At 65.5% G+C, this 22,335-nt stretch carries 30 protein-coding genes and 2 pseudogenes; 25 read left to right on the top strand and 7 right to left on the bottom strand.

Annotation, left to right across the window (positions count from 1 at the left end; translation table 11 throughout):
* Positions 1-100 precede the first annotated feature (100 nt).
* Both DXC18_RS06815 and DXC18_RS06810 read right to left on the bottom strand, forming a co-directional pair.
* Positions 101-331: a helix-turn-helix domain-containing protein gene (locus DXC18_RS06815; protein ID WP_117716748.1), complete on the bottom strand. Its 231-nt coding sequence runs from the start codon at positions 329-331 to the stop codon at positions 101-103.
* On the bottom strand, positions 328-567 hold the full coding sequence (locus DXC18_RS06810) for a hypothetical protein (protein WP_117716747.1): 240 nt from the start codon (positions 565-567) through the stop codon (positions 328-330). Before DXC18_RS06810 ends, DXC18_RS06815 begins: the two co-directional genes overlap by 4 nt.
* Positions 568-731: 164 nt before the next feature.
* Here DXC18_RS06810 and DXC18_RS06805 point away from each other — a divergent pair, with 164 nt between their 5' ends.
* A complete protein-coding gene (locus DXC18_RS06805; RefSeq protein ID WP_158552020.1) occupies positions 732-1,091 on the top strand; it encodes a helix-turn-helix transcriptional regulator in 360 nt (119 codons plus the stop codon).
* A gap of 100 nt (positions 1,092-1,191) precedes the next feature.
* Here the strand turns inward: DXC18_RS06805 and DXC18_RS06800 are convergent, their stop codons facing one another.
* The 4 genes from DXC18_RS06800 to xerC form a co-directional block, all read right to left on the bottom strand.
* Positions 1,192-1,935: a hypothetical protein gene (locus tag DXC18_RS06800; RefSeq protein WP_114538220.1), complete on the bottom strand. Its 744-nt coding sequence runs from the start codon at positions 1,933-1,935 to the stop codon at positions 1,192-1,194.
* A gap of 233 nt (positions 1,936-2,168) precedes the next feature.
* On the bottom strand, positions 2,169-2,816 hold the full coding sequence (locus DXC18_RS10720) for a site-specific integrase (protein WP_233509036.1): 648 nt from the start codon (positions 2,814-2,816) through the stop codon (positions 2,169-2,171).
* The gene (locus tag DXC18_RS10715; RefSeq protein ID WP_233509037.1) at positions 2,702-3,385 is read right to left on the bottom strand and encodes a hypothetical protein; all 684 of its coding nucleotides are present in this window, start codon (positions 3,383-3,385) and stop codon (positions 2,702-2,704) included. Before DXC18_RS10715 ends, DXC18_RS10720 begins: the two co-directional genes overlap by 115 nt.
* Entirely contained in the window at positions 3,382-4,293 is a 912-nt protein-coding gene (gene xerC / locus DXC18_RS06790) for a tyrosine recombinase XerC (RefSeq protein WP_117716746.1), read from the bottom strand. Before xerC ends, DXC18_RS10715 begins: the two co-directional genes overlap by 4 nt.
* A 555-nt stretch (positions 4,294-4,848) precedes the next feature.
* On the opposite strand from xerC, the gene DXC18_RS06785 reads away from it, so the two are divergent.
* The 23 genes and pseudogenes from DXC18_RS06785 to DXC18_RS06680 all read left to right on the top strand — a co-directional run bounded on the left by DXC18_RS06785 (position 4,849) and on the right by DXC18_RS06680 (position 20,908).
* Positions 4,849-5,184 carry a single-stranded DNA-binding protein gene (locus DXC18_RS06785; RefSeq protein WP_158552017.1) on the top strand — a complete coding sequence of 112 codons (336 nt, stop codon included), beginning with the start codon at positions 4,849-4,851 and terminating at the stop codon, positions 5,182-5,184.
* Between the two features lie 199 nt (positions 5,185-5,383).
* A complete protein-coding gene (locus DXC18_RS10450; RefSeq protein WP_147272559.1) occupies positions 5,384-5,752 on the top strand; it encodes a hypothetical protein in 369 nt (122 codons plus the stop codon).
* Positions 5,745-7,157, top strand: a complete 1,413-nt coding sequence (locus tag DXC18_RS06775; RefSeq protein WP_233509035.1) for a helix-turn-helix domain-containing protein — start codon at positions 5,745-5,747, stop codon at positions 7,155-7,157. Before DXC18_RS10450 ends, DXC18_RS06775 begins: the two co-directional genes overlap by 8 nt.
* 22 nt (positions 7,158-7,179) lie before the next feature.
* The gene (locus DXC18_RS06770) at positions 7,180-8,211 is read left to right on the top strand and encodes an ATP-binding protein (protein ID WP_117716743.1); all 1,032 of its coding nucleotides are present in this window, start codon (positions 7,180-7,182) and stop codon (positions 8,209-8,211) included.
* Complete coding sequence (locus tag DXC18_RS06765) at positions 8,208-8,408, top strand: hypothetical protein (RefSeq protein ID WP_114526616.1); 201 nt, start codon at positions 8,208-8,210, stop codon at positions 8,406-8,408. The genes DXC18_RS06770 and DXC18_RS06765 overlap by 4 nt, the downstream gene beginning before the upstream one ends.
* A gap of 124 nt (positions 8,409-8,532) precedes the next feature.
* Positions 8,533-8,895 (top strand): hypothetical protein, encoded by a 363-nt coding sequence (locus DXC18_RS06760; protein ID WP_117716742.1) that lies wholly within the window; start codon positions 8,533-8,535, stop codon positions 8,893-8,895.
* Positions 8,896-8,965: 70 nt separating this feature from the next.
* Positions 8,966-10,006, top strand: a complete 1,041-nt coding sequence (locus DXC18_RS06755; RefSeq protein WP_199412234.1) for a hypothetical protein — start codon at positions 8,966-8,968, stop codon at positions 10,004-10,006.
* A 118-nt stretch (positions 10,007-10,124) separates the two neighbouring features.
* On the top strand, positions 10,125-10,343 hold the full coding sequence (locus DXC18_RS06750; RefSeq protein ID WP_117716740.1) for a hypothetical protein: 219 nt from the start codon (positions 10,125-10,127) through the stop codon (positions 10,341-10,343).
* Positions 10,344-10,618: 275 nt separating this feature from the next.
* The gene (locus DXC18_RS06745; RefSeq protein WP_117716739.1) at positions 10,619-11,011 is read left to right on the top strand and encodes a hypothetical protein; all 393 of its coding nucleotides are present in this window, start codon (positions 10,619-10,621) and stop codon (positions 11,009-11,011) included.
* Between the two features lie 34 nt (positions 11,012-11,045).
* Positions 11,046-11,207, top strand: a complete 162-nt coding sequence (locus tag DXC18_RS10445) for a hypothetical protein (protein ID WP_158552014.1) — start codon at positions 11,046-11,048, stop codon at positions 11,205-11,207.
* Between the two features lie 86 nt (positions 11,208-11,293).
* Positions 11,294-11,479, top strand: coding sequence for a hypothetical protein (locus tag DXC18_RS06740; protein ID WP_117716738.1), 186 nt, complete (start codon positions 11,294-11,296; stop codon positions 11,477-11,479).
* A gap of 69 nt (positions 11,480-11,548) precedes the next feature.
* On the top strand, positions 11,549-12,109 hold the full coding sequence (locus tag DXC18_RS06735) for an SPFH domain-containing protein (protein ID WP_117716737.1): 561 nt from the start codon (positions 11,549-11,551) through the stop codon (positions 12,107-12,109).
* Positions 12,109-12,483, top strand: coding sequence for a hypothetical protein (locus DXC18_RS06730; protein WP_117716736.1), 375 nt, complete (start codon positions 12,109-12,111; stop codon positions 12,481-12,483). The genes DXC18_RS06735 and DXC18_RS06730 overlap by 1 nt, the downstream gene beginning before the upstream one ends.
* 214 nt (positions 12,484-12,697) lie before the next feature.
* On the top strand, positions 12,698-13,198 hold the full coding sequence (locus tag DXC18_RS06725; RefSeq protein WP_117716735.1) for a hypothetical protein: 501 nt from the start codon (positions 12,698-12,700) through the stop codon (positions 13,196-13,198).
* Between the two features lie 438 nt (positions 13,199-13,636).
* Positions 13,637-14,089: pseudogene (locus DXC18_RS10710) on the top strand (AAA family ATPase); the annotation flags it as partial.
* A 1,108-nt stretch (positions 14,090-15,197) separates the two neighbouring features.
* Positions 15,198-15,563: pseudogene (locus tag DXC18_RS06715) on the top strand (single-stranded DNA-binding protein); the annotation flags it as partial.
* Positions 15,564-15,908: 345 nt separating this feature from the next.
* Positions 15,909-16,181 carry a hypothetical protein gene (locus DXC18_RS06710; protein ID WP_117716734.1) on the top strand — a complete coding sequence of 91 codons (273 nt, stop codon included), beginning with the start codon at positions 15,909-15,911 and terminating at the stop codon, positions 16,179-16,181.
* Between the two features lie 230 nt (positions 16,182-16,411).
* Positions 16,412-16,960, top strand: coding sequence for a ParA family protein (locus DXC18_RS06705; RefSeq protein ID WP_117716733.1), 549 nt, complete (start codon positions 16,412-16,414; stop codon positions 16,958-16,960).
* A complete protein-coding gene (locus DXC18_RS06700; protein ID WP_117716732.1) occupies positions 16,960-17,253 on the top strand; it encodes a hypothetical protein in 294 nt (97 codons plus the stop codon). The genes DXC18_RS06705 and DXC18_RS06700 overlap by 1 nt, the downstream gene beginning before the upstream one ends.
* Before the next feature lie 115 nt (positions 17,254-17,368).
* Complete coding sequence (locus tag DXC18_RS06695; RefSeq protein WP_117716731.1) at positions 17,369-17,932, top strand: hypothetical protein; 564 nt, start codon at positions 17,369-17,371, stop codon at positions 17,930-17,932.
* Positions 17,919-18,536 (top strand): hypothetical protein, encoded by a 618-nt coding sequence (locus DXC18_RS06690; protein ID WP_117716730.1) that lies wholly within the window; start codon positions 17,919-17,921, stop codon positions 18,534-18,536. The genes DXC18_RS06695 and DXC18_RS06690 overlap by 14 nt, the downstream gene beginning before the upstream one ends.
* A 195-nt stretch (positions 18,537-18,731) precedes the next feature.
* Complete coding sequence (locus tag DXC18_RS06685; protein WP_117716729.1) at positions 18,732-20,360, top strand: hypothetical protein; 1,629 nt, start codon at positions 18,732-18,734, stop codon at positions 20,358-20,360.
* A 182-nt stretch (positions 20,361-20,542) separates the two neighbouring features.
* Complete coding sequence (locus DXC18_RS06680) at positions 20,543-20,908, top strand: hypothetical protein (RefSeq protein WP_117716728.1); 366 nt, start codon at positions 20,543-20,545, stop codon at positions 20,906-20,908.
* Positions 20,909-21,172: 264 nt separating this feature from the next.
* On the opposite strand, the gene DXC18_RS10350 is transcribed toward DXC18_RS06680, so the two are convergent.
* Entirely contained in the window at positions 21,173-21,412 is a 240-nt protein-coding gene (locus DXC18_RS10350; RefSeq protein WP_147330261.1) for a hypothetical protein, read from the bottom strand.
* Between the two features lie 311 nt (positions 21,413-21,723).
* On the opposite strand from DXC18_RS10350, the gene DXC18_RS06675 reads away from it, so the two are divergent.
* A complete protein-coding gene (locus DXC18_RS06675; protein WP_117716727.1) occupies positions 21,724-22,335 on the top strand; it encodes a mobilization protein MobC in 612 nt (203 codons plus the stop codon).

The raw sequence follows: 22,335 nt of genomic DNA, 5'->3' as shown, positions 1-22,335 counted from the left end.
AGGTGGCGTGGCCGGGGTCGGCGGAAGGTCAGGTGGTGAGGTCGATGCAGTCGGCAGGCCGGACCATCGACGGTGGCATTATAACCGTTTGCGGGCGTTCCTATTCAGTCGATTTCCGCCGGTTCGGGATGACGGCGGGGTCGACCCCGACGAGCCTGGCGACGGAGTCGCGCGTTATCTTGCGGTGCCCCCGCTCGGGGGTCCATTGCCTGAGGTCCCCCGACTTGACGAACCTCTTGACGGTCGACGCGCTGACGCCCAGGAAGGCGCACGTCTCCTTGACGGTCAGGAATCTCGGCAGAGCCGCCAGGTCCTCAATGACTGAGCTCATTGCCCCTCCTCGGCATCCATGACGGCGGACAGCGGGAGCTCCGCGTAGAGGCAGAGCTGGACGATCTCGAGCCCGTCGAGCGCGGGCGCGGCGCGCGACGCCGTGGAGAGCCCGAGCAGCCTCAGGATCTTGGGCAGCGGAATCCCCGTGCCGCGGACGATATCGAGAGCCGTGTCGCCGGTCTCCCCGAGGGCTGCCGCGAGGGCGTCCAGGTGTATGCCGTCTTGTCTGTTCATGTCGGAAGCCTTCCGTTCCATATTCCGATACCGAAAGTATCGGGGCCGTATCGACCCCCGACGGGAACAGTATAGGAACGGGTGGATGGCGCGCGGTGCGATACTTGCCAGCACGGGGTAGAAATGCCCCGTGCGTTTCGACATGGAAGGAAGTGATGCGTTCGATGAGGTCGAGGATTCCGGAGAAGTCCGAGCTGGCGGCGCAGCTCAAGCGCTACCGCTACGATGCGGGGCTGAAGGGCGATGAGGCGGGCGCCGTCATCGGCAAGAAGGCCACGACGGTGTACAAGTACGAGGCCGGGACCCTGTGGGTGTCGCCGGGGGACCTGCGAGCGCTGCTCAACGAGTACGGCGTGAACATGGTCACGGCCTTCACCGAGATCGGCGACCCGAGGGCGGGCGGCAGGAAGAAGGACGAGTCGGCCCTGCGCTGGCGCAAGATGCGGACCTACTACGACATGATGAACCCGGCCAAGCAGAGGACCCTGCTCGACGTCGCGAGGGCGATGGCCGAGGACTTCTGAGCCGTGCGCGTGCGCACATCAGCACACCGGCATATATGCGCATGCGCATATATCTATAGCTGCGCATCTGCGCAGTTAGGAATCTGGGCATCTGCGCGAATCAGCCCTTGCGCGGGAGCGCGCGGGCGCACGACGGCGCCTCCGCCTGCACAGGCTCGTCCTCGGCGATGGACGGCGCCCTCATGGCATGGGCGTCGGTGTCGATCCAATGCTCCCCGGTCTCGGGGTCGTCGTGCTCGGCGAAGCGGTGGGCGGCATGCCCGACGTCCTCGAACGGGCTGCGGGTGCTGACGAGGTAGCGGCGGCGCGCCTGGGTGCCTATATGCCCCATGGGCGACTCGATATCGAACCAGGGCTGGAACATCTTCGGCATCGTGACGCAGCACACGTTGTCCTGCGGGTCGTAGAGGTGGAGCCGGCCGTCCTGCCCGAGCGCGACGGAATATCCCTCGGGCACGGCCACGTAGTTCACGACGCTGCAATGCGTGCGCGACGTGTCGACCTCGTCCATGGTGTAGCCGAGCTGGTGGGGCGGGATGAACGCGTTGTACGTGACGTATTCGGGGTGCTCGCGGATCTGCTCGGGCGTGAAGCACATCTCGACGGCACCGGGCACGTCGATGTCGCCCGTCATGTAGAAGGTGTCGTAGAGCGTGCCGACTACGGCGATCTCCGCGGTGTAGCCCTCCTCGACTACATGGGTCGAGGCCTCATGTGCGTTGTAGAGGTCCGACCAGCGCCTCATGAGGTCGCTGGACTTGATGAGCTCGGGGTCGAAGTACCTGTCCCCGGGGCGGTAGATCTCCTCGTCGGGGATGTCTCGCTTCGATTTGAAAAGGCCCATGGTGGTCGCTCCTTGGATGATGGCGCGGCGGGATGCCGCGACCTGCCGATTATCCGCCCGCGCCGCGCCGTGCGCAATGCGGCCTTCCCGCACGGGAAGCCGGACGCGGTTCAGATTCATATATACATATATACCCAAACGCGTACATGCGCATACGCACATTCGCGCATTTTCTTATTTACGCATGTACGCACGGGCGCGGAAACGCGCCCGTGCATCTGCGAATCCCCGGGCTAGCCGCACGCGAGCGATTCCCATGAGATGATCTTCACCGGCCGCGGCGCCTTGGGATCGGGCGCGGGCTCTTCCGCCTCCTCTTTCTTCTCGTCGCCCCGGATGCGCGCCGGCAGCTCGGAGCCCTGCCCGTCATATCCTTCCGGCAGCGCCATGACCTCGTTGACGGTATCGACGCTCGCGCGCAGGTTCTCCGGGCTGGAGCTCACGTAGATCTTAAGCGTGAAGGAGGGGTCCGTGTGCCCGAGCCAGTTGGACACGGTCTTAGGGTTGACCCCGGACATGATGAGCTCGGTGGCGAAGGTGTGCCGCAGGCGGTGCAGGCCGCACTTTCCGCCGCCGATGTTGAACGTCCGCACGAATGTCCTGAACAGCTGGTTGGCATATTTCGGCACCATGAACGCGCCGTCGATGTCGCCGACGACGAAGATTTCGTCCGTGAACGGGACGCCGGCATCGCGGCAGCGGGCCTCCTGCTCCGCCCGTCGGCGCTCCAGCCCCTCCATGAGCCCGTCCGCGATGGGCAGCGCCCTCATGCCGGCCGGGCTCTTCGGCCCCTTGAGGTAGCCGTTGGAGGAGGGCAGCGCGCCGATGGCGTTCGTGATGCGCACCATGCGGCGCTTGAAATCGACGTTCGTCCAGCGCAGGGCGCAGATCTCGCCGCATCTGAGGCCTGCGAACAGGGCGCGCGGATCCTGCGCAGGTCGAGCGGGGTCCGGAGCATTCGGAAGCTGGCGAGCTCGAGGGTTTCCCTGACCGTCCAGAGCATGAGGTTCACGGTCTCGGAGCAGTACCCGTCCTCGACGAGCGAGTCGATGTAGAGCTGCACGTCCTGGGCGGTGACCCTGTCCACGGGGATCTCCCCCAGGTCGCCCAGCCGCCTGACGTGCTGGCAGTAGCCGGTATAGGTCGACTTCTCGATGGCGCCGACGGAGAGCGCATGGTCGATGTCGTCCTGCCTGAGCTCGCCGACCGTGGGCATATGGCCCTCCGTCGCCTCGATGGCGGCGGCCCGCCGCTCGTCTTCCGGGTCGCGGGGGAGGTTGTAGAGGTATTCGGCCGCAAGGTGCTCGGCTTCCGCGCGGCTCGCCGCGGCGCCGATCGTGACCCACTTGCGATCGCCCTTGTGCTCGGCATCGTAGACCGCACGGTAGCTCATCCTCCAGGAACCGCCGCGGCGGGCGAGGGAGACCCTTTCGTAGTGCATGTTCCTCACGCCTCCCCTTCATCATGGGCGAGCCTGAGCCCGTAGAGCGTGCATCCGGCGCCCACGATGCGCAACAGCTCGTTCGTATCGCTTCTGAGGTGCTCTACGTCGCGGCGGCGGCCGTTCTTCTCGAGCAGCAGCCTGGATCCGGCCGCAGCGGCCCAGGAGCGCGGCGCGCTGCCGAGCCATGCCGGCAGCCGCATCACGGAGGGCTCGGGATATGCGACGAAGAAGTTCGGCTCGCCGACGCTCTCCCGCCAGATTCCGCGGACGGTGACGGTCATGCGCTCCGCATCGAGGTCGTCGGCGAGTATCCCGCAGATCTCGCCGGGCTTGAGGCCGCATCCGAGGGTGAGGCCGATGGCCGCGGCGGAATGCCCGGATCCCGATGCGCCGAGCGCTCGCGCGGCTTTGAGGCCTGAAGGGGAGATCGGGCGCTTCTTCCTGGGCGGCCGGGGCACGTCGAACGGGACCTCCGAGAACGGGTTGGAGGCGCACAGCCCGTCGGCGAGCGCATGTCTGCCCGCGGCGGCGCAGATGGTCTTGAGCCGATAGCAGCGAACGCGCGAGACGCCGCGGGATTCGGCCGACTCGAGCGCCCGCGCCGCCGCGGCGGGGCTTATCGAGTCGAGGCAGCATCCCGCGACCGCCTCGAGGGCCCTGCACTCCTTGCGGTAGTGGGCGATAGTCTTCTTGGCGGTCCCTTTGGCCGCCAAGATCTCGAAGTAGTGGTCCAGGGCCTCGGCGAGGGTGCACGCCTTCGGCCCCGGCAGGGCTGCGAGCGCGGCGGCGCGCGCGCCGTCCGCGCTTTCCGCCCGGAACCTCCTGCGGAGCCGCTTGCGCGACGCGTCGATGATGTCAACCTCCCACACGCCGCATCTGAGCTCCCTGACCGACCTGATCCTCGCTTCCGGCAACGTCCGGCCTCCTTTCTGGTGATGTGGAAACATGCCTCCCGCATGGCTCGAGATGGCTCCGGAGGCGGTTCTTTCGATGGAGACAGGGTAATCCGACCTATCTCCGTCTGGAAGGACGATTTATGCTTCTAGCAGCGCAAATGTCGGTATTGGTTTGAGGATTTGATACAGGGTTGGAACGAAATGGCTAGAAAAGAAACCGCAAGTCGCCCGAAGATCCTGCTGTTTGATGGCTGCAATTATCGCTCCCTCCTATTTTCAAACCCCCTGTTCAGGGGGCTTTTTCATTTTTAGGGCGTGGAAACCTCCCGCACCCATGGCTCCGGATCCGACCGAAAGCCTACCTATCCCATGGGCGAACCGCGGAAATGCCCCCGATCGAGTTGTGTTTTTCTCTCCATATGGACCGTTTATGGAGAAAAGCGCCTTCGTTTGCCGCAAATCGCGCAACCCGCGCGTTGAAACTCCCCCTCAATGGGCATAAAGAGCCCCAGGCCGCCGCAGCCGGCGGCTTAACCTCCGAGACGGATGGCTTGGGAAGGAAGGAGTCGGGGTTTGGAAACGGTCAACAGGATCGTGGTGTCGGGGCTCGTGTTCGGGCCCGTGGAGTTCACGGAGCCGGACAGGGGGCCCGCGCACGCGCGCTTCTGCCTGTCCCAGGAGAAGGCGGCGGGCTCGCGCCGCGTCGAGCACAGGTTCCGCTGCGTCGCGTTCGGCCCGGTGGCGATGGCCGTGGCGGCCTCCCTCGCCCCCGGCGTCGCCGTGGTGCTCGAGGGGGAGCTGGCCGAGGCGAGGGCGGCATCGTTTCTCGACGGACGGCCGAGGAGGGCCGAGGCCGGCGGGCAGAGCGAGATCAAGGTATCGACTTTCCTCAAGGTCGACGCGCGCTGATTCAGGCACGGGTCCAAACGGCCTGTGCCTTTTTCATCCCACACATCAGCATACATACGCATGTACGCATATGCGCATATGCGCAACCGCACATTTTCGTTTTTACGTATTTGTGCGATTACGCATCTGCACATCTGGGTAGATACAGACACAGGATGCGGGCCTGGGCCCGCGATGGATGACCATGGAGGGATGGCATATGGGAAGGAAAGATTCCGCCGGGAATCAGGCCGGCACGGCGAGGATGACGGTCGGCGATAGGTTCTGGGCGCGGCGCATCCGCCCGATCTTCGACGACGGCGACCTCACGCTCGAGCAGAAGTCGGTCTTCTGCTGCATCGTGGCGCGCGACCCCATGTCGGTGGCGATCGAGTGCCCGGCGCGCGACATCGCGGCGGCCGAGGCCGGCCTGCCGCGCCGCGACTACGACGAGGCGCTGGCCGCGCTCGAGCGCGGCGGCTACATCGTCGATATCGTGACGCCCTACGGCGAGGACCGGGACGGGGAGCTCTGCATGGTCCCGATCCCCGCCGAGGTCGTGCGGGAGGGGGTGCAGTGCCGTGAGTAGCGCAAAGGAGCGCGGCATGGCGGCACAGCCCGCCGGCCGCACCCGCGACGAGCTCGACGAGACGTTCGAGATCCTGGACCGCGACGGCGCGGTCGTCGTCTTCGGCGGCGACCTCATGGAGCGCGGCTTCGGCATCGTCTCGGCCAAGGCGACCGAGGACACCCGCCTGTCGTCGTCGGCCAAGGGCGTCTACGCCTACTTCTGCGCCCATGCCGGCGCGGGCACCCATTCGCTGTTCCCGTCCGTGGACACGATCTGCACCCACCTCGCGATGTCGCGCAACACCTACTACCGCCACCGCCGAACCCTGGTCGAGTGCGGCTACATCAGCGTGCACCAGGGCCGCGCGCAGGGCCGCGGGCGCTATCTCTCGAACCGCTACGTGGTCAATGCCGAGATCCCCGAGGAGCGCCGTTTCGTGCCTGTCGATAACTCGAAATCGACCGATGCCGCCACTGTTGAAAACTCGCTTGGGGAAGACGTCGAAAACGAAGTTATCAACAACCCGCAGGATTCGCCGTGTACCAAAAATTGGTACACGGGCGGCCAAACTAACGTTAGTTTGCAACTAGATTCACCGTGTACCAAAAATTGGTACACGGGCCCAACTGGGGAAACGATTTCGCCGTGTACCAATTTTTGCGACACTAACAAGGATGTTGTTATTGATGTTAGTGGGAGAGGGCGCGCGGGCGCGCGGCCGTCTGTCGAGAACCCGGCGGTGTCGAAGGCCGCGGGCGACTCGGTCACGGTCGTGAAGGTCGCGTCGGAGGCCGGCCTTGGGCTCGAGACGGAGGTCCCGGTCCCCAACGCCGAGGTGCTTGCTCTCATGCGCATGTCCATCGGCAAGGCGGAGGTCTTCGCCGACGTCGCCGAGGCTTATGCCCGCGCCCTCGCGGACGGCTGGACGCTTCCGCGCATCGGTCGCGCCTACGACACATACCGCCGCGAGTACGCGGCGTCGCACACCGACGGCCGCTACATCATGTCGCTGCCCAAGTTCCTCGCCGCCGGAAACGGCCTGAGGTTCTACGACCTGAGGGCCGATCTCGTCGATTCCGGCGCCGTGGCCGCCGCCGAGGAGAGGGCCGCCCCGTCGAAGGCGCCGACCCGCGAGCAGGTCCGAAAGTACGTGCACGAGAAGGGCTATGACGCCCCCGACCCGGACAATCCCGCCTACCGCGTGATCGACCCCGATGAGTTCTTCGACTACTACGAGGCCACCGGCTGGGTCCGCGCGGGCGGCGTGCCGATCGTCCGATGGAAGAACGTCGTGAACGCCTGGCGCCGCAAGCCCGCGCCGCGCTCCGCCCGTAAGTCCGGCCCGTCCGGTGGGAAGAGGGCCATGAGCGTCGCCGAGCGCGTGGCCGCCGACAGCGATTTCAGCGAGTTCAACGACGATTAGCTCAGACGGAGGGAGAACCGAGATGAACGACACGCAAGCGCAGGCGAGGCCGAAAAGACCCGCGCTCGAGGAAGTCGAGGCCTACGTCCGCGGGAAGGGCTACGACGACCGCGGCTCCGCCAACGCCTTCTACGGCAACTTCTTCTACGCATACCACGATGCCCGCGCCTGGCGGCGCGCGGACGGCACGCCGGTGCTCGATTGGAGGGCGGAGGCGGACGCGTGGCACGAGATGGGGCCGCATTACCTCGAGCCGGAGCACCCGGCCCCCGCCGCGGCGCCCGTTCGGACTCCGGTGCCAGCGGCGCCCGTGCCCGAGGCCCCGGCTGCAACAGCCGCGCCGCTTCCCGTCGGCGGCGCCCTGCCTCCGCTCGAGATCGTGGACGTAGCCGCCCTCGCCGCGACCGACCCCGCGTTCCATGAGGCGGTCGTGCGCAAGACCGGCATCCCGCCGCGCTTCGCCCGCCGCATCGCCGAGGGAGTGGCCGCCCCGGAGCATGCCTACGACGCGCGCCTCGCGCACGGCGGCGGGCTGTACATCTACGGTCCGCGCGGGGTCGGCAAGACCGAGATGGCGTGCCGTATCGCCTACGACTACGCCGGCTCGCGCCTCGATCCCCGCTTCGGCAACTGGGCGTACCGGCCCGTCCCGAAGGGCAGGCCCAAGCACGGCGTCAGGTTCGTCGTCTCGGCGGACCTCATGACCGAGCTCCGCTCGACCTTCGACAAGGGCGGCGACAGCGAGGCCGACGTAATCCGCAGGTACGTGAACGTCCCGGTCCTGATCATCGACGACCTGGGCAAGGACTCCTCGACCCAGTGGGTGCTCGCGAAGCTGTTCCAGATCGTCAACGGCCGCTACGAGGCCGAGCGCGCCACGATCGTCACCAGCCAGTACACCCAGGCGGGCCTCGCCGCGGTGCTGTCGGAGTACGGCCGCAAGGAGGACGCCCTGGCTATCGTCTCGCGCCTGGCCGAGATGACCGAGCGCGTCAAGATGGACGGCCCGGACCGCCGCATGGCGCCCTGCGATGCCGAGGGGGCCGGGCGATGAGCCGCCGTGCCCCCCAGGAGGGGCGCAGCTACGAACAGGCCCTCTACTCCGTCGTCCTGCTGGTGCCGCGCCTCCCGCGACCCGAGCGCACCGGGACGGTGAGGGTCCTGCTCGACTTCATCGCCGACCTCTGGGAGCTGGACCGGTCGCGCGTCGATGCGGACTTCGCATCGCTCGTCCGCGGGCTTCCTCGCTGACGTCCGCATGGGTATGTACATGCGCGTCCGCACATCTGCGCGTTTGCGCATGCGCATACCTGCACAGATACACACATACGAGGGCGCACGGCCGCGCGCCCTCCCTGAGGGATTGGGGTTTCCCGTGGAGAAGATCGAGGACATGTCCGCCGGCGAGGCCGAGGAGCACATCGCCGCGCTCTACGGCGACGAGCTGTACGGGCTCGAGCTCGACGGCGAGGTCTCGGGCGAGGGCGCCATGCGGTGCGCCTGCTCGCCGGTCCATGACGAGGTGAGGGGCATCTGCGATATGCTGGGGCTGGACTTCACCCGCGTCGACCGGATCGCGACCGGGCGCGCCGGGATGCTCTGGGCGGGCGAGGGGATGCCGCACCGCTTCGACGCGCGCTTCGAGATCCGCGACATCGCGCGGCGCCTGCGCGCCCTGCGGCCCGACGGCACTTCCCGTTCGGAAAGCCCCGACCCGCACCGCCGGCCCCATCGGTGATCGGCGCTAGCATTTTGCAGAAGGACACGCATGGGCCAGATGCGCCTGGGCAATGGAATGGAGTTTCAAGATGGACAGGCAGATGATCGAGGGCATGCTGGGCGACGCACTCGAACGTGAGATCATCACGGCGAAGATGGTAGACGGGGCGTATCCTCCCGCCGTCGCAGTCGGGATCCTTGACGGCCGCGGCGGCGAGATCGGCTTTGGGCATGGGGAAAGCCAGCTGACGGTGATTCTCCCTGACATCGGGGACTGCGCGCGCTTCGTCGACTCATGCAAGGCCCTCGGCGGCAAGGTGCCGTTGGGAACCTATGGCGGCGAACTTGTCTCGGCGATGGCCCGCGAGCTCGAGCGCGAGGAATCCGCCCCCGCGCTCGCCGCCCTGGAATCCGCACTGGATAGCGCGAGGCGAGGCGGCTATTGCGTATTCGACCGGGGCATCCACGATGACGTCCCGGACCCCGGCCTGGTCTACCTGTGCTCGACCTACCCGGCGGCCGTCCGCCTGAAGGACTCCCTGGACTCCGTCCGTGCCCAGGGCAACGACCCCGACTGCCGCACGCTGGGCGTCTACCGCGTGGTGGACGGGTACGATTACTTCATCATGGGGGGACTGTACGGCGACACGCAGGCGGACGCATACGCCGTCCACGGCGACCTCGCCGGGGACTGGGGCGCCGGCGAGGTCGCCTTCCGCATCTCCGACCTTAAAGCGAAGACGTTCTCGTACGATATCGATGCCGATGGTGGGCAGAAGGCGTCGACGCTCGTCTACTACACCGATGAGGGGGCCGACCCGGTCCTCTTCCAGCAGGCCGACGGCGACTGGCGCCTGGCGAGCGACAACTTCCTCGCGGAGAACGCGATCGTCGAGGACTTGGAGCGGGCCTATACCGGCGAGATCTCGCCGGTATATCTCAATCGGGATATCGTCGACATGGAGGAGATGGCCGAGGCCTACGGCTGGGTGAGGCCGGAGAGGACCCCGGCCTCCATCGCCGCGGCCGCCCGGAAGGCCGCCGCGTCCTTGGCGGCCGAGAAGCCGTCGCCCGGCAAGGTCGCCGACGCTGACCGCGAGGTCTCGAAGGACTCCGCGCCCCGGCACTGATACCATGGGGGTGCGGATGCGCCCGCAGGCGCTTTGGCATACACACGCAAACGCTCAACCGCGCATCCGCACATACCCATACATCTGCATCCGCATATATGCGTAAAGGTGGCACGCCATGATCAGGAACGTTCTGAAACCCGACGGCACGGTGCATATCGAGCAGCAGGTCGGCAACATGCGATGCGATCTCACGACGGGGCAGGTGGATACGGTGGTTCCCGGGGCGGGCGCCACGAACCTCGTCTTCGGCGCCGACGGCCGCCCGCACGTCGAGCTCACGACCGGCAGCATTCGCCAGGATCTGGGCAGGCCCGGTTTCGATACGATCCTGTAGGTTCCGCAATCGCACATACGCATACACGCACACATACGCAGTTGCGCATACGCACACTCGCACAATGGAACACATGCACGTCGGCATATCTACGCACATGCACATAGCCGCACACGCGCCCATCGAGCTCCAGCCCCGGTGGGCGCCTTGTTTCCGGCCGTTTTCCGTATCCGGCGTTTAAGCCGCCGGATACGGGGAATAACCACCTGAGGGGAAACGGACAGCGCCGAGGGAGGGCGCGCACCGGAACATTTCGGAAGGAATGGAGAACTGAAATGAGAATACCCGCAAGGGCGCTGAAGCCGCTCGCCGCCATGGCCATAGCCGCAGCATCGTTCGGCTGCATCGCGCCCGCGGCTTACGCCGAGAACGCGACCGCCGCCGTGATCTCCGACGACGGTGATCATGTCGTCGTCGACGTCGACATGAACGGAAGTGCGCCTGTCGGCGATGCGACCGAACAAGCCGATATGAAAAGCAGTCAGGGCGAATCGGTTTCCGACGCGGAACCAGACGAGGCCTTGAAAGCATTCGAGGCCCTGATGACGGCCAACGACATCATTATAAGATCAGCGTTTTGCTACATCTTACTGCCGTCTCTCTTCGTGATGGCCTTGCCTCTTCTCTTATACGAATTACTGGAGCTCCATGATCGCCACCGCCTTTGAGCCCGAACACCTTCTAGCTTCACAGGAGTGATAGATGCACGTTATCGAGAAACTTCGCGATATCTGGATGAGATACGGCGGCGGGTTCAATAGCCTGAGCCCTTACGAGCTGGACGAGTTCATAAATAGCGCATGGATCCTCGTTCTCCTTGGTGGCGCCCTCGCATGTATGGTCACATTTCTCGTGGTTTTTTAACCACGAATTGCTCACGAACTTGAGCAGTTCCAGCAAATGCTGAGCAACCTGAACCCGAACACTTTCTAGTTTCACAGGAGTGCTAAATGCCCATCATCAACATACTTCGCGATATCTGGACAAGATACGGCGGCGGGTTCAATAGCCTGAGCCGCTCCGAGCAGGTCGAGATCCTGCACGGTGTATGGACCTTCTCGCTCACGCTCTGTGTTCTCGCCTGCATCGCCACGCTTTTCGTGATGCTCGTACGTCCGATTGAGTTCTTGGCGTAATTCCCCTCACAAGCAACTGTTTATCACCGGGCGGCCCTGTCAGGGCCGCCCTTAAAGAAAGGAAGCTGCATGTTCTTCGAATCTGTAATCTTCAGCCTGCTCCCCATCATCGTCGGCATCTTGGTCGTGGCGATGGTGTTCGAGAGTTGCTGGCGCAAATGCCCGCCGGACAAGCTCATGATTGTCTCCGGCGCCGGTAAGATGCGCAGCGTCTCCGGTAAGGGTACATTCGTTATCCCGCTCCTCCAGCGCGTTGACACTCTCTCCCTCGGTGCCGTGCAGGTGCAGCTGACCACCGAAAATGAGATCCCCACACAGGACGCGATCCTCATCCACGCCTGCGCCGTGGCGAACAACGGCATGGATAACCCCTACCTGCTCGCCAATCGCTACATCGACATCATGCCCAAGGTAGCCGAGCAGGTTGCGAAGCCCCTCACTGCCGTCGATTCCATCAAGATGTACGGATCGGGCAACGCGCAAAAACTCGTAAAGGAGACCACATCGATTGTCGACCAGGTCGCATCCGGCCTGAAAGACAGCACGGGAATCGACCTGCCGTCCCTGCTGAACGGCCTGCTCTCGAACCCCGATATCGATGCCGACTCCGCCGAGAACTCGGTGGAGTGATGGTCGTCCCGCTGATCGCCTCGGCCTTACTGCTCGATTTCTTAGGCTGCATGATGCCCCTGGCATTGGTCGAGGACACCAAGGCATTTAAGGTCGGCGTGTTCCTGATTTGGGCGGCGCTGGTGGCGGATTCCGTCCTGATGGGCTTGCTCTATCCGAGGGAGCTGGCGGGGGTGAATCCCCTGTTGGCGGCAGGTCTCGAATCGATATGCCTCATCTGTGCCATGTATCCCCTGCATGGGTTCGCATCGAACTTGGCCCCCTGTGGCATCCGGGTCGATATTGCCGCGGCCCTCGCCTTCATAGACTTCCTCGTGACCGCTGTGGGATATGTCTCCCTGCTCTTGGGTACGATCTGGCTTATATTCTTCTAGGCTCGCAGGCATATGGACCTGTCGATCATCAAGCCGGTGCCCTTCCGGCCCCGCAAGCCGGAGGGTTCCGAGGAGTAGTACCGGGGCGGGCCGCCCGCACGTCGCGCAGACCGTCGGGCGGCCTTTTGCATCGAAGGGGAGTGTGTCCCATGGAGGGGAAACGAAACCGCGGCGAGGTGACCGCCGAGTTTTGCATCGAAGGGGAGTGTGTCCCATGGAGGGGAAACGAAACCGCGGCGAGGTGACCGCCGAGCTTTCCGAGAAGGTATGGGCGAGGCTGTGCCGCGAGAACGCCCTGGTCGCGAGCGAGGTCTGGGTCGATGACGCCCGCCGGGTCGATTTCGTGGCCTACAGGCCGCATCGTCCGCGCGACCGATCGTCGAACCATGCGACCGCCGCCGAGCTCGAGGCCGGCACCTTCACGTTCGTCGAGGTCAAGTCGTGTATGGACGATTTCACGAGCGGCCACGGCAGGACGTTCGAGGGCGATGAGAACTGGCTGGTGTGCCCGCTCGAGCTCGCCGACTCGCTGGCTTCCAAAGGGATGCTGCCCAAGGGGGCGGCCGTGTACTCGCCCGACGCCCGCGGCGCCCTGCGGAAGCGCTACGACACTTCCGAATTCCGGCAGGTGCGCGTCGCCCCGGCAATCGAGCTGATATGGGCGATGTTGAGGCGGAAGAGCTCATGCGAGACCGGCGCCGGTTTTCCCGCATAGATCACCGGCACATCTGTCCGGATGCATATCCGCACATCGGCATACATACGCCGAGGCACATATGCGCACACGCATATATACACACCAGCACCATTGCACATATGCGCGCACGCATAAAGACATAGACGCACAGATGAACAGGCCGCGACCCCTTGCGAGATCGCGGCCTGTTCTCGAACCGAAGTCCCACCCATGAAAGAAATCCGCGATGCCCGCATGGGAAAGACAAGCCGTTCGGCTGCGCGGGACCCACATCATTCTGAGGCTATCGTACCCGTTTGCGCATCGGGGTATACGGGCGCGCGGGGAAATGCGCGGAAGCATATCCGCCCCGCCTTCCAAAACTTCCTATAGTTTCTGCGAAACCCCCGTTCAGCGTATATTTTTTCGCTTGCGCGGGTATCAATTCCCCGTTACTGGTCGAACGGATGACGGGAAATGGAAATGGCAGACGGTGACCGCTTTACACCGGAACAGGCCGAGGCGCTGAGCGCGCTGAGGGACGGGAGGAACGTGTTTCTCTCGGGCAACGCCGGCACGGGTAAGAGCTACGTGCTCAACGCCTTCATATCGGACCTGAAGGCGCGCAATGTCGATTTCCTCGCCCTGGCGCCCACCGGCATCGCCGCGCTGAACCTCACGGACGGCTCGACGATCCACCGCACGCTGAAAATCGCGCCGGGGGTCTGTGCCCCCGATGGCCCCAAGGGGTCCCGCAAGGTGCTCGACGCCGCGAAGGTAATCATCATCGACGAGATCTCGATGTGCCGCATCGACCTGTTCGACCACGTGATGGGGATGATCTCCCAGTCCATGACGCGCAACGGCGCGAAGCAGGTGGTCCTCGTCGGCGATTTCTTCCAGCTGCCGCCGGTCGTGACCGAACGCGACTCCGCGCTGCTGATGAAGTTCTATCCCGGAAACCTCCAGGGCTGGTGCTTCAAGTCGAGGTACTGGGCCGGCTTCGATTTCGAGCCGCACGTCCTCAAGAAGGTCGTGCGCCAATCCGACCCCGATTTCATCGACAACCTGAACCGCGCCCGCGTCGGCGACGCGTCGTGCCTCGATTACTTCAACGCGCACTCGAAGAGCTCCCGCGCCTACCTGCCGAAGGACACGCTGGTGCTGTGCGCCAACAACCGCATCGCCGATTCAATCAACCGCGAGAACGTCGAAGCCCTCGACGCCCCGAAGGTCGAGTTCGCGGCCGCCGCGACAGGCACGGTGTCAAACGGCGACAAGATGGCGCCGGAGAGGATCGTCCTGTGCCGCGGCGCCCGCGTGATGTCGCTCGTGAACAGCCCGCAGGAGGGCTACGTCAACGGCACGCAGGGCACCGTCACCGACGCGTCCGCGGACGGCGTGACGGTCAAGTTCGACGGGGTGGACGAGAAGGTCCGCATCGAGCGGCACAGATGGGAGATCAACAAGTCCGAGGCCGTCGTCGAGATGGACGAGGAGGGCAGGCCCGTCAACAGGGTCAAGACCGCCGTCGTGGGTACCTATACCCAGATCCCGCTCAAGCTCGCCTACGCCATCACCATCCACAAGTCGCAGGGCCTGACGTTCGATGCCTGCTGCGTCCACACGAAGGTCTTCGCCGAGGGCCAGCTGTACGTCGGCCTGTCCCGCGTACGCTCCGCCGCCGGCCTCACCGTGTTCCCCAAGATCGAGCCGAACCGCCTGATCGCCAGCCACGAGGTCGTGGAGTTCTACGATTCCCTCGAGCACAGGATGGAGGAGCCGGTCCAAATCGAGTGCCCGCGCCGCTACGAGTCGCGGGTCCGCGCCTACATCCGAGACCTCATGGACGGCAGGGACCCCGACGCCCCCACGCCTCCCGCCCTGGAAGGCGCCCTGGAGAACGGCAAGGGAGGTACCCCGGAACCGGGGACCGAAAGGCCGGCTCGAACCCTCGAGGAGAAGATCCGGGCGGATGTCCAAGGACCATCTGGATGCCAAGATGCTCCTTGCCGGGTACGTACTCGATTGGGACTGCGGTTCGCAGGTGCTCAGCTTCGGCGTGGCCGTCAACGACCGCAGCCGCAACCCCCAGACCGGCGAGTGGGAGGACTATCCCAACTACGTCGACTGCACCATGTTCGGCACCCGTGCCGAGGCCGTGGGCCGATACATCTCCAAGGGAAGCAAGGTCGCGATCGAGGGCAAGCTGCGCTACAGCTCTTGGGAGCGAGACGGACAGCGCCGCAGCAAGCTCGAGGTCATCGTCGATGATATCGAGTTCATGAACGCCCGCCCCGCTTCGTCCTCGTCGGCGTCTCCCGCCGCAGGCGGCGGCGAGCTCCAGTACACGGTCCCCGAGACTCCTGCCCTCGAGATCGCGGACGAGGATATCCCGTTCTAGCCCACATATATATATAGCCCTCATGCCCACGCGATTGCCCCGCCGGAGATTTCGGCGGGGCTTTTTCATGCCGCAATCAGCCCTCCACACGTTACCCACAACCGGCGGCCTGCAGGATGGATGGGGTCCCTTCGGCTCACCGGTCATGGAAAACGCAGGTCAGGGCCCTGCCGCCCGGAACCCGGGCAGGGTGCGGCGCACATTCTCAAGTTACACAAACGCGCATTTGCGAATTTACATATTTGTGCGTATACGCATGTGCGCAACTGGGTACATACATACCGGCGGCAAGGGAGGCCGCGACCGCATCGGCGCGGGATCGCCGAATATCGGAAGGAGGCCGTCATGGCCGGTTGCAAGAGGGAAGTAATGGAGCCGAGCGGAAGGGAGAAGGTCGCCGCCGCCGCCGCGCTGGTCGCGGGGCTCGTCGGGATGTGGTTCATGCTCGCATACAGCTATGTCTACATCAACTGCGCCGTATTCCCGGTGGCGGGCGCGCTCATCGCGTACGCCTACGACGTGGCGGAGAGGACGGTGGCGGCACGAAAGGAGTACTGCCGCGAGGTCGAAACGCGCCGCGCGTATCGCGCCGCGAGGGCGTCGGAATACGGCGCATAGCGGCGCCGACGGGCAAGAATAAGTAAACGCGCATCCGCACAGGTATGCAGATGTGCGTTTACGCATCCGCATAACTGGGTACATATATGGCAGCGGCAGGGCCCTAGCGCCCTGCCGTCGGCGGATGCGGGACCGGTAGCGACTCGCCGGCCCCGTGCCCGCCGCCGGCAGGCGGCAGATATCCGAGAGGGCCGCCCGGAAATCGGGCGGCACCCGTAGAAGGGAAACACATGAAGACAATCGTTTTGGTCAATCAGAAGGGCGGCGTCGGCAAGACGACGTTCGCCGACGAGATCGCCTGGGGCCTCGAGCGCCGCGGGCGCGAGGTCGGCTTCATCAACCTCGACCCGCAGGGCGGCGCGAGTCACGAGCAGAGGACCGTCGAGGGCGAGAAGGCCGTCACCGTCGTCGACACCCCGGGCTATCTGAACGACAAGCTCGGCGGCTGCGTGGAGGTCGCCGACATCGCGATCGTCCCCGTCGAGCCCAGCCAGCGCGGCCTGCGCGCTATGAAGCGCACGATCCAGCTCATCACGAGCGTCAGCCCCGATCTTGAGATCGGGCTGATCGTGAACCGCTATTCCGACAAGCGGGTCATCGACCGCAGCTTCACCGATTTCCTTGCGGCCGACGACCTGCCCATCCTGGGCTGCGTGCCGACTGCCGAGGCGTTCAAGCGCGGCGCGTCGTTCAACAAGCCGGTATCCGAGGTGCAGCCGGGCGGCCGCGCCGCGGACGCGATCGAGGGGATTCTGGACAAGGTGGAGGCGATGCTGTAATGGCACGGACGAAGAAGGCGGACTCCGCCATCAACAGCTTTTTCACGGACACTTCCAAGGAAATGATCGACCGCCAGGAGACGATCGTCGAAAAGGTCGTGAACCCCGCCCCCGAGCCCGAGGCGGGGGAGGCGAAGGCCGAGGGCCCGTCGCACCGCCTGAGCGTGATCGTCCCCGACGACCTCTACTGGCAGCTCAAGAAGTACCTGGTGGAGCACCGCGGCGAGGGCTACCGCAGCGCGAGCGATCTCATGCGCTCGCTGCTCGAGGACCATTTGCGCAAGGACCGCTAGGCGGGCCGTGCGGTATCGAATAGAAGGGAAAACGGAAATGACAGCATTCGAGTACAGCGCCCAGGGCTACCGCGTCGCGCCCTATATCGCGGACCTCGGCAAGAAGGCGGCGTAGATGGGACCCGATGCTGGGCGCATCTGCATCGCCCTGCGCCTCCAGGCCGTCGCGCAGCGCGTCGCCGACATGGATCGCACGAGTTTCGCCGATGCCGTCTGCGACGCCGTGGACGCCGCCGGGCGGCTGGGCTACCTCGGCTGCCTGCACGCGATCGTGAGACTCGCGGCGGCCCGCGAGGCGATGCCGGATGCCGACGGCATGACGTGCGGCGACCTCGGCTGCCTCGCAGGCCTCCGCCGCCAGGCGCGGGCGACCGATACGCTGGATGCCGAGAGCTTCACCGCTCGCACGCTCGCCGCCCTGGATATCAAGAGGGCGGACCGCACTGCTTTTCAGACTGCGGCGATGCGGCTTGCCGACATGCTCGCCCCGGTCTCGCCTATGGTTGGCCCGGAGCGCACGGGCCGCACAAGGCGCGCCGCGTATTCCTACACCTGCGGGCGCTGCGGCAGGCGCGTGGCCGTATCGGTATGCGCGCGCTGCCCGTCCTGCGGGAGGGCGATGGTCGTCCGGGGCGCGGACGCGCCCGCGATGGAAGGGGCTGTCCATGTCGACCCGTAAGCTCATAAGGGGGGACCGCTACCGTGCCGGCCTATGGAAGCCGGAGGACCGCTGCTACGAGGCCCACGTCCGCATGCCGAACGCCAAGTTCATGGTCAAGACATATCGGTGCGGCGAGGACGAGGCGATCGGGAAGTTCGACTCATGGGTCGAGGCCGAAGGGCTCGACCTCGCTGCGGAGGCATGCGGGAACGGCTTCGACGACGGCGCGGGAACCGTGAGGCGCCCGATGAACCGCGAACAACGCAGGGCCAAGGAGCGCCGCGACCGAAAGGCAAGGAAGCGCCAGGAGCGCAAGGCGGCATCGGAGACCGATGCCGAGCGACAGTCACAGGGCATGGGGAAGGAAGAGACGGAAATGCAGAAGGTATCGAAGGCGGACGGGCAGAAGACGGCGGGCGCGGGGACCAAGGCTCCGGAGACGGAGCCGGCCAAGTGCTACACGCTCATGTGCACGGGCAATCTGGGGACGGCCCCGGTGATGGTGTTCCGCAACGAGGGCGACGCGAACGACATGATGCTCGCTCTGGAGCAGGTCGCGAAGGTGACATCCCCCGACACCGTCTACGACGTGATGGAGGCTCCGTTCAAGGAGGCCATTTGAAGGGTCCTGAAGGGTCCGGGGGCGCAAGCCGGGCAGCTGCCCGAACCTGCCGCCGCACCCATCCGGCGCCCCACGCCTCCCGCCCTGGCTCCCGCACTGAGGACCATATCGGGAGAGACCCCGCACTATCGCGCGCGCTTCGAGGTCGCCGCGGCCGATGGCGCTGATGCGTCCGGGACCGTGAAGGCGATTGTCATGGGCTGGCTGCACGCCAAGGGGCTGGACGTACCGGAGGGCGCCGCGGACATCGCGGTGCCCTCGGGCTGGACGGCCGCCGACGAGCCGGACGTCGCCAAGGCCGTCCGCTTTCTCGGCCTATCGGGTGCGCAGGGCGCGGCATGGGCCGTCGAGACCGATGAGCTCGACGGCGAGTTCTCGCGCCGCCGCTGGCACACGAGGATCGGCCTCGCACCCGCCGGAGACGGCGGGTGCATCCTCAACGTCCAGGTATCGCATTACGCCGTCAACGGCTTTTTCGGATACCAGCGCAGCCCGTTCCCGTCCGTGCCGCGCGTCGTGCGCGACATCCTCGCGTGCGGCGGGCTCGACGTCAGGATCGGCCCATCGCGCGTGAGCGCCGAGGAGATATACCTTGACGCGGACACGCTGAGGGGCGATTTCATGCCGAGCCTGACCGACCGCGCGCGCTGCCTGCCGATCGTCCTCATGACGACCGACGACGACGGCAAGACCCCCGTTTGGGACGCCACCGAGCTTGCGTCGAAACTCGTCGGCATGGCCACGGTTTACGTCATCGACATGCGCGACGGCGCGTTGGTGCAGGCGTTCCGCGACCTGCTGCCCGACCGGACACCGGCCGGGCGCTACAGGATCGGGCGGTCCGCCGTCATGGTGTACCGCCCGGGCATCGACCTATCGACCGAGGAATCGCTATCCGCCTGCACGCTCTTCACGCGCCACAGGGTCGAGCGCTATTCCGCCGGCGGGCGCGACGGTTTCATCAACGTGCTGATGCAGGGCCTCGGCCGCGGCATCGACGCCCGGCCGGGCGACGTCGCCGGGGTCGGCGACGTGCTGTGGCTGCGCAGCCGAGCCGAGAGCGAGAGGCAGGGCGAGCGCATCGATCGCCTGCGTTCGCGCGCGAAGGCGGCGGCCGAGCCGGTCGCCGATATCGACGGCCTGCGCGCGGAGATCGCGCGCCTGCGCTCCGATGCCGAGGCCTGGGAGGAGATCGCGACGGACCAGGAGCGAAGCTACTCCGACGCCGCAGCGAAGGTGGACGAGCTCACGAGGACCGTCCAGCGGCTCGAGGGCGAGAAGCGCGCACTCGAGCGCAAGGCGGCGCAGTGCGCGGCCCCGTCGGACGACGACGGGGCCGCGAGAGTGGCCGAATGCCTCCAGGCGATCCCGCGCGACCTGACGGACCTGTTGAAGCTCGCTCGCTCCATCTGGCCCGACCGCATCGTCGTCCTGCCCGAGGCCTTGGACTCCGCGAAATCCTACGACGGCAACCTAGCCGAGGAATGGGATATCGTGCGCGGCGCCGCGACGGCGCTCTACGGCCTTCTGTTCGAGGACGACGGGTGCGAGGGCCGGGTCGCCGACGAGTTCCAGCGCCGGACGGGATACGAGCTCACGTTCAGCGAGAGCAGCGCCACCAGGGCGCAGGTCGACCTGATGAAGATGCGCGAGAGGAGCTACGGCGGGCGCACCGTGGACATCTCCGCCCACATAAAGGGGAGGAGCCAGAAGAACTCCTTCCGCCTCCACTTCTACATCGACCGGGAAAACGAGCTGATCGTCATAGGGCATGCCGGATGCCACATGAAGACCGCCGGCTCGCACCGTCGCGGTTTCAAGTAACAGAGATCCCCGCCATCGGAAACCGATGATGGGGATCTGTTTTGCGCACATGGCGAGGTCGGCGGCGCAAACGCCTCGCGCGTTTGCATCCCGCCGGAGGCGGCGGGCGGTGTATGGGCTCGGCCGCTTTTGGGTAGCATCGAAAGGTAATGCCGGCAACGTGATACGAAGGGAGGGAGAACATGTTCGATACCGATAGCGAGACCCTGCACGACATCGAGCCGATCGGGACCGAGGAGCCGAAGGCGTCTGCTGAGGACAGCGCAGCAGACGCCGCCAAGAAGGCGGCAGACGCCGAGAAGCGCGAGAAGCGCCGCGCCCGCCAGAAGCGCCAGGCGTTCACCGAGCAGATGCAGAACCTGACGATGGACGATATCCGACGCCTGATGGAGTCCAGCGTCGACCTCGGCGGCGTCAGCGACCCGCAGGCCGAGATCGAGCGCCGTATCGAGCGCAACGGCATGGCGTACCTGATGAAGGACGGCGCCGTGTACGCCGTCGTGCTCTCGAGCGACGACTACGAACGCCTCGCGGACAAGAGGGCGTAGAGCCGACAGGACGCGAATACGCGGCAGAATGGCCGCCACCGGAACACGGTGGCGGCCATTTTCATGCCGCGGCCGCAAGCCGGCGGCATCGCTCCGAACACTGACGAGGCACCGCCGCGAGGCGAGCGGAAACGCTCGCGCCGGACACGGCCGGACGGGTGCCCGCCGCGCCCCGATGCGCGACCGACGACCCCGGGCGGCGCCGGACAGGTCCGCCCAGCGGCGCCCGCCGACAAGACCCGAACCCGAAAATGCGCGCCCCGGCTACTCGCAGCCCGTCATGACCTCGAGCGCCACCCGGACATGGCGGCACCTCTCCGCAAGCAGCTCGTAGATCGGCGCCGGGTCGTCCACGGCATCGCCACCGGCCGCGAGCAGATCGAGCACGGCGGCAACCCCCTCGACGATACGGGCGCAATCGTCGGCATCCATATGGCCCTCTTTCTCATCGCTGAAAACAACCTGTACGCTCGCGACGGTATCCGAATCGGATCGGGCACGCAACCGCCGGGCGGTATCCCGTTCGCCTCGAACGCGACAGCCGACGGCATAAACGGGGACATCGTTTCGACACAGACAGACCGGTGCAAGGCGGTATAAACCCAGGCGAATAGGGGTAGGATACTGAAAACTTCGCAAGAGACGCATACTTGTACCCCCATCGTAGATGTGGCCACAAGTATGCCGCCGAAGTCGGTCAGATTTCCGCCATCGGGCACAGCCCGCCGACGGAAACCCGCCCGCCTCCGGCGCTTGCCAGGGCTCCGCCCTTGGACCGGGGTCGCGCACGGGTGCGCGAGGAGATAGGAGAGATTTTGACAGCCAGCAGAGACGGCAGGGGACGCTATATCCGCGTTCGCCTGACTGAAACCGAACTGAATAAGGTTCGTGCGAAGGCGGAGCTTGCCGGCCTGACCGTCTCTGATTTCATCCGCGAGGCGGCGATTTACGGCAAGCAGGAGTTCACGCTGTCGAAGCTGCCCGGCGGCGAGTGCGTCGACGTGAAGGAGGCGCTGGAAGGTCTGCTCGACACCGAGCACCGCACCGTGCAGAAGCATTTCAACGTGACGCCCTACGAGGACACCTTCATCCGAGACGCCGCGAGAAAGGCCGGCATGACGCAATCGCGCTTCATGGTCGACCGCATCCTTCACACGCCCATGTACTACATCGGCGACCCCGATTTCTTCCAGAAGTTCTTCTACGAGCTCAACAAACAGGGCGTGAACCTGAACCAGCTCGCCGCCGCGGCGAACACGCTTATACTCCTCCAGGACATGCCCGACATGGGCAGGGAGCGCCGCCGCGAGCTCGCGGCGCAGATCGAGAACTTCGTCGCCACCTTGAAGGACCCATACTGCAAGGCGCTGGCGGAGACGCGCGGCCTCATGATGCAGCTGAGGCGTCAATCAGAAGTGGAGCGCTAG

It is taken from the genome of Collinsella sp. OM08-14AT (assembly GCF_003438115.1).
Lineage (GTDB): Bacteria > Actinomycetota > Coriobacteriia > Coriobacteriales > Coriobacteriaceae > Collinsella.
Note: the sequence above shows the minus strand (reverse complement) of the source record. Positions and strands in the feature narration are given on the sequence as shown.

Excerpts from the sequence above, each read along its gene's own strand:
- DXC18_RS06765 (WP_114526616.1), top strand. The coding sequence starts at position 8,208 with ATGAGCCGCCGTGCCCCCCAGGAGGGGCGCAGCTACGAACAGGCCCTC.
- DXC18_RS06770 (WP_117716743.1), top strand. The coding sequence starts at position 7,180 with ATGAACGACACGCAAGCGCAGGCGAGGCCGAAAAGACCCGCGCTCGAG.
- DXC18_RS06800 (WP_114538220.1), bottom strand. The coding sequence starts at position 1,935 with ATGGGCCTTTTCAAATCGAAGCGAGACATCCCCGACGAGGAGATCTAC.
- DXC18_RS06700 (WP_117716732.1), top strand. The coding sequence starts at position 16,960 with ATGGCACGGACGAAGAAGGCGGACTCCGCCATCAACAGCTTTTTCACG.
- DXC18_RS06710 (WP_117716734.1), top strand. The coding sequence starts at position 15,909 with ATGGCCGGTTGCAAGAGGGAAGTAATGGAGCCGAGCGGAAGGGAGAAG.
- DXC18_RS10450 (WP_147272559.1), top strand. The coding sequence starts at position 5,384 with ATGGGAAGGAAAGATTCCGCCGGGAATCAGGCCGGCACGGCGAGGATG.
- DXC18_RS06810 (WP_117716747.1), bottom strand. The coding sequence starts at position 567 with ATGAACAGACAAGACGGCATACACCTGGACGCCCTCGCGGCAGCCCTC.
- DXC18_RS06680 (WP_117716728.1), top strand. The coding sequence starts at position 20,543 with ATGTTCGATACCGATAGCGAGACCCTGCACGACATCGAGCCGATCGGG.
- DXC18_RS06690 (WP_117716730.1), top strand. The coding sequence starts at position 17,919 with ATGTCGACCCGTAAGCTCATAAGGGGGGACCGCTACCGTGCCGGCCTA.
- DXC18_RS06745 (WP_117716739.1), top strand. The coding sequence starts at position 10,619 with ATGAGAATACCCGCAAGGGCGCTGAAGCCGCTCGCCGCCATGGCCATA.
- DXC18_RS06685 (WP_117716729.1), top strand. The coding sequence starts at position 18,732 with ATGGGCTGGCTGCACGCCAAGGGGCTGGACGTACCGGAGGGCGCCGCG.
- DXC18_RS06735 (WP_117716737.1), top strand. The coding sequence starts at position 11,549 with ATGTTCTTCGAATCTGTAATCTTCAGCCTGCTCCCCATCATCGTCGGC.
- DXC18_RS06740 (WP_117716738.1), top strand. The coding sequence starts at position 11,294 with ATGCCCATCATCAACATACTTCGCGATATCTGGACAAGATACGGCGGC.
- DXC18_RS06750 (WP_117716740.1), top strand. The coding sequence starts at position 10,125 with ATGATCAGGAACGTTCTGAAACCCGACGGCACGGTGCATATCGAGCAG.
- DXC18_RS06755 (WP_199412234.1), top strand. The coding sequence starts at position 8,966 with ATGGACAGGCAGATGATCGAGGGCATGCTGGGCGACGCACTCGAACGT.
- DXC18_RS06815 (WP_117716748.1), bottom strand. The coding sequence starts at position 331 with ATGAGCTCAGTCATTGAGGACCTGGCGGCTCTGCCGAGATTCCTGACC.
- DXC18_RS06805 (WP_158552020.1), top strand. The coding sequence starts at position 732 with ATGAGGTCGAGGATTCCGGAGAAGTCCGAGCTGGCGGCGCAGCTCAAG.
- DXC18_RS10445 (WP_158552014.1), top strand. The coding sequence starts at position 11,046 with ATGCACGTTATCGAGAAACTTCGCGATATCTGGATGAGATACGGCGGC.
- DXC18_RS06725 (WP_117716735.1), top strand. The coding sequence starts at position 12,698 with ATGGAGGGGAAACGAAACCGCGGCGAGGTGACCGCCGAGCTTTCCGAG.
- DXC18_RS06695 (WP_117716731.1), top strand. The coding sequence starts at position 17,369 with ATGGGACCCGATGCTGGGCGCATCTGCATCGCCCTGCGCCTCCAGGCC.
- DXC18_RS06705 (WP_117716733.1), top strand. The coding sequence starts at position 16,412 with ATGAAGACAATCGTTTTGGTCAATCAGAAGGGCGGCGTCGGCAAGACG.
- DXC18_RS06730 (WP_117716736.1), top strand. The coding sequence starts at position 12,109 with ATGGTCGTCCCGCTGATCGCCTCGGCCTTACTGCTCGATTTCTTAGGC.